11 protein-coding genes are annotated in these 15,357 nt (G+C 66.1%); 6 read left to right on the top strand and 5 right to left on the bottom strand.

Annotated features, from left to right (window positions below; genetic code table 11):
- Window positions 1-4: 4 nt before the first annotated feature.
- Complete coding sequence (locus tag LG396_RS01165; RefSeq protein ID WP_372483187.1) at window positions 5-1,405, bottom strand: NsdA family TPR-like regulatory protein; 1,401 nt, start codon at window positions 1,403-1,405, stop codon at window positions 5-7.
- A 1,176-nt stretch (window positions 1,406-2,581) separates the two neighbouring features.
- On the opposite strand from LG396_RS01165, the gene LG396_RS01160 reads away from it, so the two are divergent.
- Genes LG396_RS01160 through LG396_RS01145 form a run of 4 tightly spaced genes read left to right on the top strand, consistent with a single transcriptional unit; the run spans window position 2,582 to window position 5,953 of the window.
- Window positions 2,582-2,941, top strand: a complete 360-nt coding sequence (locus LG396_RS01160) for a hypothetical protein (RefSeq protein ID WP_037747787.1) — start codon at window positions 2,582-2,584, stop codon at window positions 2,939-2,941.
- 4 nt (window positions 2,942-2,945) lie between these two features.
- Window positions 2,946-4,247 (top strand): radical SAM protein, encoded by a 1,302-nt coding sequence (locus LG396_RS01155; RefSeq protein ID WP_225793209.1) that lies wholly within the window; start codon window positions 2,946-2,948, stop codon window positions 4,245-4,247.
- The gene (locus LG396_RS01150) at window positions 4,244-5,149 is read left to right on the top strand and encodes a radical SAM protein (protein WP_225793208.1); all 906 of its coding nucleotides are present in this window, start codon (window positions 4,244-4,246) and stop codon (window positions 5,147-5,149) included. Before LG396_RS01155 ends, LG396_RS01150 begins: the two co-directional genes overlap by 4 nt.
- Window positions 5,150-5,182: 33 nt before the next feature.
- Complete coding sequence (locus LG396_RS01145; RefSeq protein WP_225793207.1) at window positions 5,183-5,953, top strand: hypothetical protein; 771 nt, start codon at window positions 5,183-5,185, stop codon at window positions 5,951-5,953.
- 59 nt (window positions 5,954-6,012) lie between these two features.
- Here LG396_RS01145 and aspS read toward each other — a convergent pair whose 3' ends face one another.
- Entirely contained in the window at window positions 6,013-7,323 is a 1,311-nt protein-coding gene (aspS, locus tag LG396_RS01140; RefSeq protein ID WP_225793206.1) for an aspartate--tRNA(Asn) ligase, read from the bottom strand.
- A 601-nt stretch (window positions 7,324-7,924) separates the two neighbouring features.
- On the opposite strand from aspS, the gene metG reads away from it, so the two are divergent.
- Both metG and LG396_RS01130 read left to right on the top strand, forming a co-directional pair.
- Window positions 7,925-9,649, top strand: coding sequence for a methionine--tRNA ligase (gene metG / locus LG396_RS01135; RefSeq protein ID WP_225793205.1), 1,725 nt, complete (start codon window positions 7,925-7,927; stop codon window positions 9,647-9,649).
- 404 nt (window positions 9,650-10,053) lie between these two features.
- Window positions 10,054-11,787, top strand: coding sequence for an AIPR family protein (locus LG396_RS01130; RefSeq protein WP_225793204.1), 1,734 nt, complete (start codon window positions 10,054-10,056; stop codon window positions 11,785-11,787).
- A gap of 166 nt (window positions 11,788-11,953) precedes the next feature.
- Here LG396_RS01130 and LG396_RS01125 read toward each other — a convergent pair whose 3' ends face one another.
- From LG396_RS01125 to mobC, 3 genes are all read right to left on the bottom strand, one after another.
- A complete protein-coding gene (locus LG396_RS01125; RefSeq protein WP_225793203.1) occupies window positions 11,954-12,769 on the bottom strand; it encodes an SAM-dependent methyltransferase in 816 nt (271 codons plus the stop codon).
- A 192-nt stretch (window positions 12,770-12,961) separates the two neighbouring features.
- Complete coding sequence (locus tag LG396_RS01120; RefSeq protein WP_225793202.1) at window positions 12,962-14,683, bottom strand: relaxase/mobilization nuclease domain-containing protein; 1,722 nt, start codon at window positions 14,681-14,683, stop codon at window positions 12,962-12,964.
- Window positions 14,683-15,201, bottom strand: a complete 519-nt coding sequence (gene mobC, locus LG396_RS39570; RefSeq protein ID WP_225793201.1) for a plasmid mobilization relaxosome protein MobC — start codon at window positions 15,199-15,201, stop codon at window positions 14,683-14,685. Before mobC ends, LG396_RS01120 begins: the two co-directional genes overlap by 1 nt.
- Between the last annotated feature and the right edge of the window lie 156 nt (window positions 15,202-15,357).

Here is a 15,357-nt window from a genome sequence, read left to right as displayed (position 1 = left end):
GACTCTACCTGGCCGGGGAAACGGGCGAGTTGTATCGGATGAGGGCCTGTTCGAGGCCAGGGAGGAAGCTCGCCACGTGGGGGTTGCGCTGCCGCCTTCGCAGGTCCTTGGCGAGCTGCTGGAGCAGGGCGACGCTGCGTGGAGAGCGGACAACGTCCAGACGGTCGGCGGCGATCTGGCCGACCTTGCAGGCCAGTTCCAGCTCCCCCCGGGCGCCGTAGCCCAGTGCGAGCCAAGCCCCTTCGAAGAGGGCTCGACGTTGGCTGGGGTCGCCACGCGGCACGGTATAGGCGCCGCTCTCCAGGAGGGAAGTCCCCTGGGTGATGAACGCTCTGGACGCCGTGACACCCTCGCGCTGCTTGCTTCGTCCGAGCTGGACCAAGGCGTAACCGGCTTGGCAATCAAGGTGGTTGTCGGTGAGGAAGTACATCCAGCGAGGCTCCTCCTCCCGGCCGCGTCGGTCGATGACTTCCCGTGCCGCGTCACGGGTCCGGTAGAAGTCGATTGCTCGGCCGGCAGAGGTGTAGGCGTAGGCCAGTCGCGACAGAACCGAAGCTCGCACGGCAGCGGGCGCTGCGTCTGCGGCACGTCGGGCGGCTTCGCCCAGGGTGACGGCGTCCGCTGGAAAGCCTCGGCTTGCGGCCTGGAAGGACAGATCGGCGAGGACGTGCGCGCATAGTGGCAGGTCGTTGATCTGGTGGGCGGCGCGCAGTGCGGTGATGAAGTAGCGCTGCGCCAGTCCGTGGTCGGCCGCGTCGAACGCCATCCACCCGGCGAGCTGGCCAATCTCGGCCAGTGCGCGGATGAGCCGGATGGTTGACGGCACGGAATGTTTTCCTTCGTGCAGGAGGAGGCCGACCGCACGGAACTGTGCGCTGACGTACGGCAGGTGGCGGGCTCCGCCGTGCTCGTCGTCGAGTTGCTGAAGAAGTGGGACATGCTGCTCGACCTGGTCTACCAAGGGGTCTGCGTGGCGCTGATCGACCGCTCCTGGGGCCAACGAGCCACGTCCAGCCGTGCCGTCGAGGTAGTGCCCGACGATCTTGGTCAGTCCGGTGCCAGAGATAGCCAGGAACCGTCTCCGGTCGACGAGTCCGCCGAGCACCCAGTCCTCCACGACCTGCCCCAATCGCTGCAGGGTCCAGTGCCCGGACAGGTTGGTGTCCGCAGGCAGCAGCGTCGGAGAGTCTGCTGCCCGTCCCTGCCAGAGCTCTGTAACGGACACCACTCGGCCCAGCTCCTGCGATAGCACGTGAGCGGTCATCGCAGGCAGGGGCGAGCGGGGTAATGAGCCTGCATCGCGCCAGTGGTACGGCGCGGACTCTGCCGCTGTCCCGCTGCCGAACACCCGGTTCAGCTTGCGGGCCAGCATCTTGGGACTCCACCCCAGTTCGTCGAGCGCCATTGCGAGTGCGGCGTTCGGCTGTCCGGACCGTGTGCCCATCACTCACCTCACGCCTGTCCGGTGGGCTGATGCCCTCAATGGTGCCGCTCCTTGTGCTTCAACGGGCGGCTCCTCCACGGAAGTTGACCGAGTTGACCGGATATTCGGGTGCCGCAGCCCGCTGACGATCCGCTGTTCTTGCTTATACCGAGCCACCCCTTCACCACGAGTGGGCTGTGTAGGAGACGGATCTTGAAGGCACGCACAGAAGCGCCGAGGACCTGGCCGAGCGTCTCACTGTCCAGGTCGGGAGCCAACGAAGGCGTGCCCCCTGAGTACGCACAGGAACCTCGTCTCGGCGGCTTACTCAAGTCTGGACGCTCCGCCGCACGGGCGTTATGGGACTGGCACGACTGGGCCCGCGGTGAGTGCTGGCTGTGGTGCGGCCGCATCGACATGGACGTGACCTGGATCGGCTCCATCCGCTCCAGCGGCTTGGATTCCGATCTGTATGCCTGCCGCGCCTGCCTGCACCAACTGGACCAGCGGGTATGGCTGGCCCAGCTCCGCAAGGACACCCTTGAGACTCCTGTCCCCGCCGTGCGTCGACCTCGCCAGGCGGGGGCAGGGCAGCACCATGAAGGAGGGCCAGCGCAGTGAGCCCGGTCCTCGCCCCGGCCGTCGGCCGCCGACACCCTCGTCTGCTCCCGCTGAATGGCTCCCAGAACCTGGATCACCGTGCAGTCGCACTGCCCCGCCGGCCTCGCTGTCCGCACCACGTTCGGCTGCCGGACCTCAAAGCTCCCGCTGTCCTCCCGGAGGCCCGGCTTCTCCCATCGCGGCCGGGCAGCTCTCCCCGGCGGGGCAGCGGGTTCGTTCCCACGCAGGTGCTGATGACGCGGTTCGCTCCACCCCTTGTGGGGCCGATCGCCCAGCGCTTCCGGTTCAACGAGCGGCGTGGTCAACATCCGCTCTTCAAGGCTGCCGTCCGGGGTCTGCGGGTCTCCGATCCCCGTACCTCCGAACGGCACTGTGGCCCGCTCCCATCCCCCCGGTGGGGGCGGGTCACACCTACTCGATGCCGTAACCGTCGTGCCGCACGCTCGACCGCTGGAGTTCGTGCGGTCGTCTGCTGCACCAGTGCAAAGGAGGTCATGAGCAAGTCCCTGAACAACCAGCGCAGAGAGAGGATCAGCTATGCCGCAAGCCAGGCGAGAGAAGAATGACCACCTGATCTACGCGGACGTCGTGGACTCCAAGTCCAAGGCGGGCGTGTGGATGGGGGAACAAGCCTCCTTCCAGGAGAATCAGAGCCGCATCATCGAGGCGGTCAAGGAGCAGACCGACTGGGTCGAGCTGAAGAACGCGATCATGGTCATCACCACCGACCCGGCCGGCATCACGGTCATCGCTCCGAACCCGACGCTGCCCGGCGTCATCGTCTTCGCCGACGGTGGTTCCCCGGGCGCCACCGCGAAGCTCCAGACCACCGCCGAAGAGAACATCCGCGCAGTCATGGACGAGCTCGGAATCGCCGAAGAGGAAACGGCGGCCTGACCAGATGGCCGTCCCCCGAATGCTATGGGGGAAGTACTTCCAGTACGAGCGGGATGGGGAAGCGGTTCTCCTCGACCCGGTCGGCCTGGACAGTGTGTACATCGACTCCGGCGAGGTCGACGACCTCGCCGGAGTCCCCCCGACCGCGACCCATGAAGCCCTCTACGGGCTCGGTTTCACGCCCGGCGGTTCTACCACCGATCGGCGTGCGGCACTCCACGACCGGCTTCGACTCCTCGACCTCTATGCCGCCCCAGTACGCATCAGCGGGTTGCGCGTGGTCCTCACCGACCGCTGCAACATGTCCTGCACCTATTGCTTCGTCGATACGAACAGCGGCAAGCCGGATATGACGAAGGAAGAGCTGTCGCAAGGGCTCCAGTTCCTGTTCGAGCAGAACACTGGACAGGCTGAGGTGTCCATCCAGTGGTTCGGCGGAGAGCCCACCATCCGCTTTGACCTCATGCAGTACGGGGACCAGCTCGCCGACGCTCTCGCCGACCGCTACGACGTGGCGAGTGTGCGACGCACCGTCGTCACCAATGGCGCCCTTCTGACGGACGAGGCGCTCGACCACTTCGTCGCGTACGAGTACGGGGTCGGCATCTCCATCGACGGCCCCCCGGCCATCAACTCAGCGAATCGTCTCCTCCTCGGCGGCCAGCCCGCCGACGACCGGATTCGCCGGAACGTCGCCCGGTTCGTCGAGGCAGACGGTCTCCATGTGGGCTGCAACCTCACCCCCACGGCCGCGAACATCGGACGCCTCGCCGAGACCGTCCGGTGGATCATCGACGATCTCGGGCTGAAGTTCATCTACGTCAACACGCCCATCCCGACCGCAGGCCGCTGGCAGGTGGACGGCGCCGACCTGGCCCGCGAGCTGTACGAGGCCCGCCTGGCAGCGCTCGCGCGGGGCGGGATGCTGTTCTCCGTCCTGGACCGCGCCTTCCAGGCACTCGACACCCGGCGACCGATGCTGTTCGACCACATGCAGGGCGACCGCAGCCTGAACGCCGCGCTCCTGCCCGGCAACCAGATCAGTCTGTGCGACATCAACTTCACCGAGCCGTCGTTCCTGTACAGCCCGAACGAACTGCGCGCCGATCCTGGCCTTCTGGCCGGCGTGGCCAAGAAGGTCGCGCCGGTGCCCGAATGCGAGAAGTGCCCCGCGCTCGCCATCTGCGGCGGCCCGTCGCGCAACGAGCAGGTCCTCGTCGGCGGCAGCACCCCGGACCCCGAGATGTGCACGTTCTACACGAGCACCGTGGAGATCGCGGTGTGGGACAACACGGGGGTGCAATGAGTACCCAAGTCCGTACAGCTCTGATCTCCACGGCCGGGCACTGCCGGGTGGGCTGCGGGTTCTGCTTCCGGGCCGACCGCGCCCACGGCTTCCTCGACACCGCCACGTACACCCGTGCCCTGTCGCGGCTGAGGGAGGCGGGAGTGGAGGGGGTGTGCCTGACCGGCGGTGAGCCGACCCATCACCCGCACATGCGGCAGCTCGTTCGGCTGGCCCATCAGTTCGGGATGTCGGCGTCCATGGTGACCTCGGCGCGCGCCGAGGCCGAGGTCGCCGCCCTCTCCGAAGTAGGGCACCTGCTGGTCAACGTGACCGTCTCCGCCGACTCACATCGCGCGATGCTGCTGGGACGTACCACCCGCACCGCAGCCTCGGGCATCGCCACGTTGGGCGCCATCAGCACCGAGACCAAGATCCTGCACGTCACCTGCTGGAGCCTGAGCAACGACGAATGCCGAGACCTGGCCGGCCTCGTCGCCGAGGCGGGGGTGGCAGTCCAGTTCAGTCCGGTCGTCCTCGACGAGCGCATCCTGCGCCGCAACGGGAGGTCGGTCCAGGACTACCTGGTGCAGCAGCGTCTGGACGCCGATCTACTGGGCCGCCACTTCGACCTGTCCGATCGGTATCGGGCCTACCTCGGTGAACTGCGAGCCATGCAGTTCCCCGCGGGTGGCGGCGCGCGGTGGTCATGCCGCTCGACGACCGCGTACGTCTCCGCGGACGGCGGCATACGGCGGTGCCCCTACGGCCAGGCGGCAGTCAGCGTCCACGCACCCCGATCCGAGATCAGAACGTTCCTGACCGCTCCGGCACAGGACCGGGTGACCCCTGACTGCGCCGCCATCTGCCGCCCTTCCGCCACGTACGACGACCGCAGCGCATCGTGCGCCGCGCCGGCGTGAGTGCCCGATGCACCCGACTACTTGGACGGCTCTATGACGATCACGACGCCCGATGACTTCGCCCAGCGATGGCGGCAGCCGCCGAACTTCCCGCTGGATGTCGCTTTCGACTACACCTTCCTGCCCGCCGTCGACATCCTCGACCACGTCCGCAGGGACAAGGAGGTCCGGTTCACGATCCTCGGGGATGACGACTGGCAGGTGCGCATGGATCGCACCGCCGCCTTCCGCACCGCGCCGATCGAGGAGATCGTCACCTGGACGTTCCGGCTGGTGCACTTCGACCTCAGTCGCATCTACGACGCAGTTCTGCACGGGTTCCAGGAGGAGGTCATGATCCCCTGGCGTACCCATCTGTCCGTCCGGGGCTTCACCTGGCAGCGCCTGGCACCCATCCTGTTTCTGTCCACCGAGGGCGCCGCTTCGACGTACCACAACGACAACTCGCATGGGCTCGTCTGGCAGGTCCACGGCGTCAAGACCTTCCACAGCTACCTCGACCCCGGCGAATACTTGTCGGCGGACGAGGCAATCATGGGCGAGACCACCGGCGAAGACCCGCCCGAGCACGACGAGGCCGACCGCCATTCCGTCACCATGCAGCCCGGAGACCAGCTCTGGAGTCATGCGCTGACGCCCCACTGGGTCACCACCGAGTCGCCGCTCGCCATGAGCGTCACTCTCTCCCACGGCGGCCTCTCCCATCAGGGCCGCTTCTCCGATCGGGAGCTGGCGCTGCGGGCGTACTGGGACAAGAACCCCGCGGAGGCGTGGACGCACGACCTGCGCAATGTCCGCTACTGAAACCGCGTCCCACGACACGAAGATTCTCGCCCGTGTCGTGGGACGCAGTCCGTGGCCGGTTACGGGGTGAGCCGGTTCGGCCCGCGGAAGAGGAAGGTCGCCTCGCGGATGGAGTCCAGGCCGAGCAGCACCATCAGCACCCGCCCCAGCCCCATGCCGAGCCCGCCATGTGGCGGGCACCCGTACCGGAACGCGTTCAAGTAGTCCTGCAACGGTTCGGGGCTCATCCCCTTCTCGGCGGCCTGCTTGAGCAGCACGTCGTACCGGTGCTCACGCTGAGCGCCGGTGGTGATCTCCAGCCCTTTCCACAGGAGGTCGAAGCTCAAGGTCACGCTCGGGTCGTCGGCCGGCCTCATGTGGTAAAAGGGCCGGATGCTCACCGGGTAGTGCGTGATGAACACGAACTCGTGCCCGGTGGCCTCTTTGATGTGAGCCGAGATGCCCCGCTCGCCCTCGGGGTCCAGGTCCTCCTTGGCTCCCTCCGGGTCCCAGCCGTCCTTGCGCAGGATCTCGTGCGCCTCGGCCAAGGTGAGCCGGGGGAACGGCGTCGCAGGGACGGTCAGCTCGACGCCGAAGCGCTCGGCGATCGCCTCGCCGTGCGCGACGGCGACCTTGGCGATCGCGTGGGCGAGCATCTGCTCCTCGAACGCCATCACGTCCTCGACGCCATCGATCCAGGCGAGTTCTACGTCCACGCCTGTGAACTCGGTCGCGTGCCGGGAGGTGAACGAGGACTCGGCTCGGAAGACGGGACCGATCTCGAAGACCTTCTCGATCCCGGCAGAGATCGCCATCTGCTTGTAGAACTGCGGCGACTGCGCCAGGTAGGCGACGCGGTCGAAGTAGCCGAGCTTGAAGACCTCCGCTCCAGACTCTGACGCCGTGCCCATGAGCTTGGGCGTGTGCATTTCCGTGGCGCCCTGCGCGTAGGCGTACTCGCGCATCCCCTGCTCCAGGGTGGTCTGCGCGGCGAACATGAGCTGGGCGGCGGGGCGGCGGCGTACGTCGAGGAAGCGCCAGTCCAGCCGCTGTTCCAGGCCGGTGTGTTCGTCGATGGGCAGCGACGTGGCCGCCCGGTTCAACACCTCGACCGACTCGGGCACGATCTCCAGGCCGCCGAGTTTCACCTGGGCGGCGTCGACGACGCGGCCGGTGATACGGACAGCAGATTCCGGGGTGAGAGCTTGGAGCTGCGCTTCCAGGGCTCCACCGTCGCGCTTGTGGGTCACCTGCGTCATGCCGGTGCTGTCCCGCACGATGACGAACTGCATCTTTCTCTGTAGACGGAGGGTGTTCACCCACCCGCAGACGGAGACTGTACGGCCGATGTGTTCTCGCAGGTCGGAGACGTGTACGCGACTTTGGATCATTCGGTCCTCCGAAGGACGTCGTCATGATCCCTTGGGAGTGCGGGCGAGAAGGGCAACTCGCGGTACCACCGCACTTTCGCCGCCACCCGGTGGCGGCCTCGTTCAGGCCCGATGACGGGGGCCGGCCGGCGGGGCATTGGACCACCGAGCGCGGTCGTTCCTCCCCGCGCTCAGGAGGGTCTTCACCTCGGAGCGCGAGACCGCCTTTCCAGCTTCCGGCGGCTCTCTCGGCTCGCGTGATCCGCGGCTACTCGTCTCCGTCAACGCGTTGTCTGAAGGATACGAACACCGCGGCTGCGGTCGCAATCAAGCGAGACCACGGTCTGCCGCGTTCTAAGATGGCGAGCGCCTCGGCCGTCGGAGACTCGCTTGGCCGCCTGTCTCGGACGGCCGAGCGCCCTTCGCCGTACGCGGGCCACGGCGAAATCCGGCGGAAGGGCAGACCGCCGGTTCGCTACGATGACGGCGGTTTGTGGCCCCAATCCGTCGCAGCGTGTGACGCCATTCGCAGACGAGTGATCGCGGCGGATGCAGCTTGCCGACCTGGGCCCGCCCGCTGCCCCGCCGATGGCGCCGTACGTACGAATTGGAGCATCCGAGGATGGCTCGACACCTGGTCACCAGCGCGCTTCCCTACATCAACGGGATCAAGCACCTGGGCAACATGGTCGGGTCGATGCTTCCGGCGGACGTGTACTCCCGGTACCTCCGCCAGCGCGGGCACGACGTCCTGTACATCTGCGCCACCGACGAGCACGGCACGCCGGCCGAGCTGGCTGCCAAGGAGGCCGGCCTGTCGGTCGCGGAGTTCTGTGCTCAGGCACACGAGGCGCAGAAGGCCGTCTACGAGGGCTTCGAGCTCGCCTTCGACTACTTCGGGCGCAGCTCGTCGCAGCAGAACGCCGAGATCACCCAGCACTTCGCGCGGAAGCTCAATCAGAACGGGTTCATCGAGGAACGGGAAGTCCGGCAGGTGTACTCGCCCGTCGACGGCCGCTTCCTGCCGGATCGCTACGTCGAGGGCACCTGCCCGCACTGCGGCTACGACAAGGCCCGCGGCGACCAGTGCGAAAACTGCACCCGCGTCCTGGACCCCACCGATCTGATCGACCCGCACTCGGCGATCAGCGGCTCCACCGACCTGGAGGTCCGCGAGACCAAGCACCTCTTCCTTCTGCAGTCCAAGCTGCAACACGAGGTCGAGGCGTGGATCGACACGGTCGGGGATGACTGGCCGCAGCTCTCCTCCTCGATCGCCCGCAAGTGGCTGACCGAGGGCCTGCAGGACCGGTCGATCACCCGCGACCTGGACTGGGGGGTGCCGGTGCCGGCCGACACCTGGCCGGAGCTCGCTGCCGAGGGCAAGGTCTTCTACGTCTGGTTCGACGCCCCGATCGAGTACATCGGCGCCACCAAGGAGTGGGCGGACGTGGCCGGTGACGGCGAGACTCGCGACTGGAAGTCGTGGTGGTACGAGGCCGACGACACCGTTCGCTACACCCAGTTCATGGCCAAGGACAACGTCCCCTTCCACACCGTCATGTTCCCGGCCACCGAACTCGGTGTGCGCGAGCCGTGGAAGAAAGTCGACTTCGTCAAGGGCTTCAACTGGCTGACGTACTACGGCGGCAAATTCTCAACGTCGCAGAAGCGCGGCATCTTCACAGACGCGGCGCTGGAGCTCCTGCCCGGCGACTACTGGCGCTACTTCCTCATCGCCAACGCCCCGGAGTCCGACGACTCCTCCTTCACCTGGGAACACTTCGCCGCCACCGTCAACAAGGACCTGGCCGACACCCTCGGCAACTTCGTCAACCGTGTGCTGTCCTTCTCCCGCAAGCGGTTCGGCGACGAGGTGCCGGCCGGCCAGGCGGCCGGCGAGGCGGAGGGGAAGCTCGGCGAGGACATCGCCCGGCTCCTCTCCGAGTACGAGGAGCACATGGAGGCCCTGCAGTTCCGCAAGGCCGCCGCCGCACTGCGGGCCCTGTGGTCTGCGGGCAACTCCTACCTAGAAGAGAAGGCCCCCTGGCTGGAGATCAAGACCGACCAGGACGCCGCCGCTCTGACGCTGCGCACCGCGATGAACCTGATCCACCTGTACGCGGTCGTCTCCGAGCCGTTCATCCCGGCCGCTGCCGCCGCCATGCGTGGAGCCTTCACGTTGGACGACGACACCGCGAGCTGGGTTACGGCTGAGCAGGCCAGGGCTTTGAACACCGTCCCGGCTGGGACTGGGTTCACAGTTCCCCCGGTGCTCTTCGCGAAGATCCCTGAGGAGGACCTGGCCGGCTACCGCGAGCGCTTCGGCGCTGCCGGGGGCGCCTGACGGCATCCCCTTGAGGCATACCGTTCCGGCCGTCACCGGACAATCCCGCTGGTGCGGGCGCCGGGCAGGCATGCGGGCGTCACGTTCGGCCTTCATCAACTATCAGCGCTCCGCCCGCGTCCTCTCTGCCCTTCCCAACACCCTCGCCGATAGCTGTGAGACTCATGAACGAACCTCTCGTCGAGGCTGGGGAGATGGCGAATGACCACCTCACGAATCCCAGCTACCTGACCTCCGTCGCCGCCCGTGCCTGGCGCGAGGAACCCGAGCTGCACGAAGTCGGAGTCACCGCCTGCAGGACACTCCATGATCGAAACTAGCTGCCGTCTGCGACCTTGCCATCCGTCACCCAAAGGAGGCAACATCTACGTTGTGTGATTGTGCGAACACGTAGGGGGCCTCGCGTGGCGACAAGGAACAACGATCAGCGTCTGCTCGACCGTGTCTTGGAGGAACAGCGCATCAGGATCGCACCGAACCAGAAGTCCGATGACTTCTTTAACTACTTCGCCGCGAGCACAGCTCTTCAGGACCTCGACCTCGACACCGATGAACTCCGAGACGGGCTAGTCGACGGATCGCACGACTGCGGAGTCGACGGGATTTGGGTGCTTGTCGACGACCGCTACGTATCTGCGGAGATCGGCCGTCATACGAACCTACGTGCAGGGAAAATTGAGCTCGTCATCTTCCAGGCAAAAACATCTCCTGGATACCAGGAAACCGCTTTTGAGAAGCTGCACTACCATTTACCCTTGCTGCTTGACATGGATCGAAATATCGGCGAACTAGCTGAATCGACAAACGCGAAACTGCTGGAGCGGACAGGACGCTTCCTAAGCGTCTTGGAGGCTCTGGCTATTTCCTTCCCCAAGGTGTTCGTCAGGGTAATTTATGCTAGCCGTGCAGCAGATCAGCCTCACCCAAACGTACGCGCAAAAGGAAATAGGCTTGCTAGAGAGCTAGAGAAAATAACGTCGGAAACAAGATGCACCGTAGAGTATCTCGGCGCAGCAGAACTTCGAGCTTTGTCTGCGAGGGGTGCCGTAGTTGTTTCTGATCTGGTTTTCATGGAGACACCGATAAGCACATCCCTTGGTGAAGGGTACGTGTGTCTCGCGCGGCTCGATGAATACTACAATTTCATCTCCACCCCGAGGGGAGCACTCCGGCTAGAGCTATTTGAATCAAACGTCCGAGATCACGCGGGTCGCACAGCGGTCAACACAGCCATCGGGGAGACCCTGAGATCCTCGTATAGAGAAGACTTCTGGTGGTTCAATAATGGCGTAACAATTGTCGCCGAGTCGGTGCAAATCGCTGGCAAGAAAATTGTTATGCGAGATCCTCAGATCGTAAACGGTCTTCAGACCAGCCATGAGATCTACAACTACTTCCAGGATGCTGGACTGCACAAACAGGACCGTTCGATCCTCGTGCGAGTGATGGTGCCTCCCCAGTCAGGCCGCGCCCGAGATGGAATCATCAGAGCTACAAACAGCCAGACACAACTTCCTCCTGGAGCCTTGCGAGCTACCGAGAAAATCCAGAAGGACATCGAGGAAGCACTCCAAAGGTACAGCTACTACTATGAACGGCGCGCGAACTACTACAAGAATTTGGGGTGGCCGCTGGAACAAATCGTCAGCGTTTCCCGCCTCGCGCGCGAATTTACGGCCTTCGCGTTGGGAGAGCCGCACGCGGCGCTGACGTACTCAGAGTCTCAACTACTAGAAGACCCGCACTACTCCCAAGTGTTCTCTAACGATTACGACCTAGACTTATACACGCTAGTCCTGGATGCGCACAAAAGAATCAGCGAATTTTTGGCAGAGTACGCGGAAGATAGGCCGCTGCTTGGCGAGACAACAGAAAATTGGCGCTATCACCTTGCCTACATGGCCAGGTTCACTCTCACACGCCTACGCAGACCTTCTCTGAACGATCTATCGAGCATCAGGATCGAGCATCTCTCCGACGAGCTACTGGACACTATGACTCGTGTCCTCGATCGCGAGTACAAAGGCGCTCTGCGAGGGGATAAGGGGAAAGGTATCGATCGGGTGGCTCGTAGCGCAGATTTCACTCATAGGATTCGTCAGGCCACCATTGCCACCCGTCGGCTCAGTATCGACTGAGATTCCCACGAGTTCGGTTCACGGCTCATGGCTGCGAAGTGCACCGTGTTCACGTGTCCGGCTCACCGGGGAACTTCAGGGTTCTGACCGCGATTCCGCGAGCGCTTGTAGGACCGCCTCAGGGAGTTGTTGAGCAGGCCGCGCTTACTGTAGCCGCCGCCCTGCGTCAGGGCTTTCTGCCGATCCCGCAGACCGCGTCCACCTCGACGGGGGTACCGATAGCGCCAGGAGCCAGCCGCCACTCCGATGTCATGACGACTCCGGGCTCGATCAATTCCAGCCCGTCGAAGAATGCGGCGATACGTTCCGGGCTTCGCAGATGGTACGAACTGGCCGAGCCTGCGTTGTAGGCGGCGATGGCCGCGTTCAGCGCCTCGTCGGTGTCGGTGCCATCGTTGAGCGCCAAATAGCTGCCCGACGGGAGTCCGCCCAGGAGCTGGCCCGCGATGCTTTGGGCGTCATCGTCGTCGGGGAGCTGGCCCAGGATGCCCAGCATCATCAGACCGATCGGCTGGTCGAAGTCCAGCGTGTCGGACGCGGCTTGCAGAATCGCCCCGGGATCGCGCACGTCGGCGTCAAGGTAGGCGCACGCCCCCTCGGGCGTGCTGGTCAGCAACGCCCGGGCGTGCACAAGCACCAGAGGGTCGTTGTCGACGTAGACGATCCTGCACTGGGGTGCGGCAGCCTGAGCCACTTCATGGGTGTTGTCCGCGGTCGGAAGGCCGGTGCCGATGTCCAGGAACTGGCGTATGCCTGCCTCATGGACCAGGAAGCGGACCGCGCGTGCGAGGAAGGACCGCTGCTGACGAGCGATGTAGGCGATGCTCGGGAACGCCGCGAGGATCTGCTCGCCGACCTCGCGGTCGGGTGCGTAGTTGTCTTTTCCGCCCAGCAGGTAGTTCCAGACCCGTGCCGAGTGCGGCAGGGTGAAGTCGATCCTGGATAACGTCTCCTCGGCAACGCGCGCCGGCTCGTCAGTCATGGCCCTCCCATGTTCCGCTGGTGCGTCACAAGCTAGTCGACGGACACACGAGACAAGTTGGGTTTCGGCCCGCTGAACAGAAGCATCGTGCGCCGCCAAGGTGGATGGGCGACGAGTCGGAGCGACTGGGCGAGAGGCTCGGGTCGGCGCGGTCCCGACGCGATCTCCGCACGGGCGGCAGCTACGAGGCAATCACCGTTTTCGGCTGGGGTGACCTGGATTGGGGGCCGGCGCCGACGAGCGATGTTCAACGGGCATCTGCACGCGCTGCGGCTGACCCGTGCGGATGCGGGTGGTGGTACGGGTCCGTGCGCCTTCGGCCCGTCGGGACTGCATGCCCGCGAAGTTGTGCATACGCCAGATGAGGACCTCGGCGACGGAATCGGCGGTGTCGAGTTCGCGGCTGTCGACGGCCTTCTTCAGAGCGTCGGCTGGACGGTGACCACCAGCCTCGACCTCGTGGAGGGTGGCGGCCAGGGCTGGCCAGGCGGGGTCGGTGAGGATCTGCTCGGCATGATCTGGGAGGGCCCCGCGGACGAGGGTGGCGTAGTGGTCGGCGGCCTCGACGGCCGGGGCGCGCTGGGTGAGGTTGTTCAGGGCTGGGTCGGCGCTGTGGCGGTAGGTGGCGCGGAGGTGGGGCAGGGCGGCTTGGGCTGCGGTGGCTTGCTGGGTGTGGCGTTGGGCGCGGTGCCAGCGGGCGGCGGCGATGGTCAGGAGGGTGAGGGTGAGCAGCAGGTCGAGGGCGGTGGCGTCGGGGATGGGTTGGCCTGCGGTGCGCAGGAGGTGTTTGGCGGAGGTGCGGAGTTCAGCGGCTTGGGCGTAGTCGAAGCGGATGGCCGAGCGGGTGGCGCGTTCGAAGGTCTGGGCGGCGGTGAACAGTTCGCGGCGGGCGGGGCCGGTGGTGAGGGCGGGCAGGATGTCCAACAGCTCGCCGGCGGCGGCCAGCTCGGCTTGGGCAGCAGAGGGGTTGCCGTTCTCGTGCAGGGTGCGGTGGGCGTTGCGGAGTGCTGAGGTTGCCTGGCGCCAGCGCTCGGCGGGCTGGACCTGGCGGGTGGTGGGGGTGTCAGAGGACGGTCCCGTGAGACGGGCGCGGATCTTCGGCAAGGACAGGTCGGGGGCGAGCTTGCCGCCCGGGAACCAGATCGGCTCTCCGGCGGCGTTGGTGTCTCCAGCGAGGGCGACTTTGTAGCCGGTGGTGTCTCCGGAGGGGGCGATGCGTTTGTCGACGAGGACGTCGGCGCCGGCAAGGAGGGCGAAGAAGTGGTCTTCGTTCTGGGCGTGGGCGGCGGCGGTGCGGACGGTGGCGCGCAGCTTCTCCCGTGGTGTGACGGGGCTGCCGGTGCGGCGGGTGGCCTTCTCGGTTTCGGCGCGGGTGGGGCGTGTGGCGGCAGTGCGGTCGCCGCGGTCGTAGACCCGCAGCCCCCACTCGGTTTCGATCTTCGCCAGCTCGGTGTCGGCGCGGTGGTAGTCGTTCCAGTGGCGAGGGCGGCGCAGGTCGCCGCGCATCTTGGTGGCGACGATGTGGATATGGTCCGGCGCGTGGCGGGCGGCGATCCAGCGGCAGCCGTCCGGATCACCGGTCGGGGCGATGCCGGTGGCGTGCACGATGCGGCGGGCGACCTCGGCCCACTGCTCGTCGGTCAGGATCGGGTCTTCCGGTGCGGCCCGGATCGCGCAGTGCCACACGTGACCCTTCGGTGCGCGGTCGCCGGCCTGTTTCACCCGCAGATCAAGGGCCTGCACCAACTGGCCGAGGGCTTGCTGGGGGTTGTCGGTGCGGCCGGGGTCGGGGACCAGCTCGTCCCAGGCGACGACGAGGTGCGGGTCGGTGTGGTCGTTGGTACGGCCGGTCTTGTACAGGTAGGCGATCGTGTTGCGGGTGCTGTGGCCCGGCTTCATGATCTTCGCAATCATCAGCGCGCCCGGCTGCTCGCGGCCCGGTCGGCCGAGGAGTCCACGGACTCCAGAACTTCCTGGATGAGCGTGATGGCCTGCACTGCGGCGGCCAGCACAGCCGCGTCCGTGGGGTGGGTGGGGCCGCGGGAGTTCAGTCGCTTGGCGATCTGGTTGACGTTCTTACCGACCCGGGATAGGGCGGTGCGCAGGGCCGCGAGTTCGTCGATCAAGTCGTCGGTGGAGGTGCGCTGCCCGACGAGCGGGATGGTGTGGTCGACCACGGCCATGGTGGCGTCCGCCATCAGGTGCGCGACCGCGATGTTCAGCTCCCTGGCCCGCGTCTTGACCTGGGTTTCCTCGGCGTGGCTGAAGCGGACCGTCAGGCGTCGGGTGCGCTGGCGGGTTTCGCGGCGTCGGCGGCGGGCGGCGCGGTGCACGGCGGCGGCGATGGCGGCACGGATCGGCAGGGGCTCGGCGGACTCGCTGCCCGTCCCGCTGTGGTCCGGCTCCCCCTGGAGCCGGACTGTCTCCGCCACCCCTGGGGCGGAGGCACCCCCGATGGGACCGGCCTTGGACGGTCCAGGGGGATACCTTGCTGGCCGGTGGTCACCCAGGGATGAGGCTTGCAGAACGCTTCGGGGCAGTGGTGGATCGGCTGCCGGTTCGAACCGGTTGGTCTCGCGACCGGGCTT

This window comes from Streptomyces aculeolatus (assembly GCF_020400605.1).
GTDB classification, from domain to species: domain Bacteria; phylum Actinomycetota; class Actinomycetes; order Streptomycetales; family Streptomycetaceae; genus Streptomyces; species Streptomyces aculeolatus.
The sequence above is the reverse complement of the archived record's forward strand: the minus strand, read 5'-3'. Positions and strand labels throughout refer to the sequence as shown.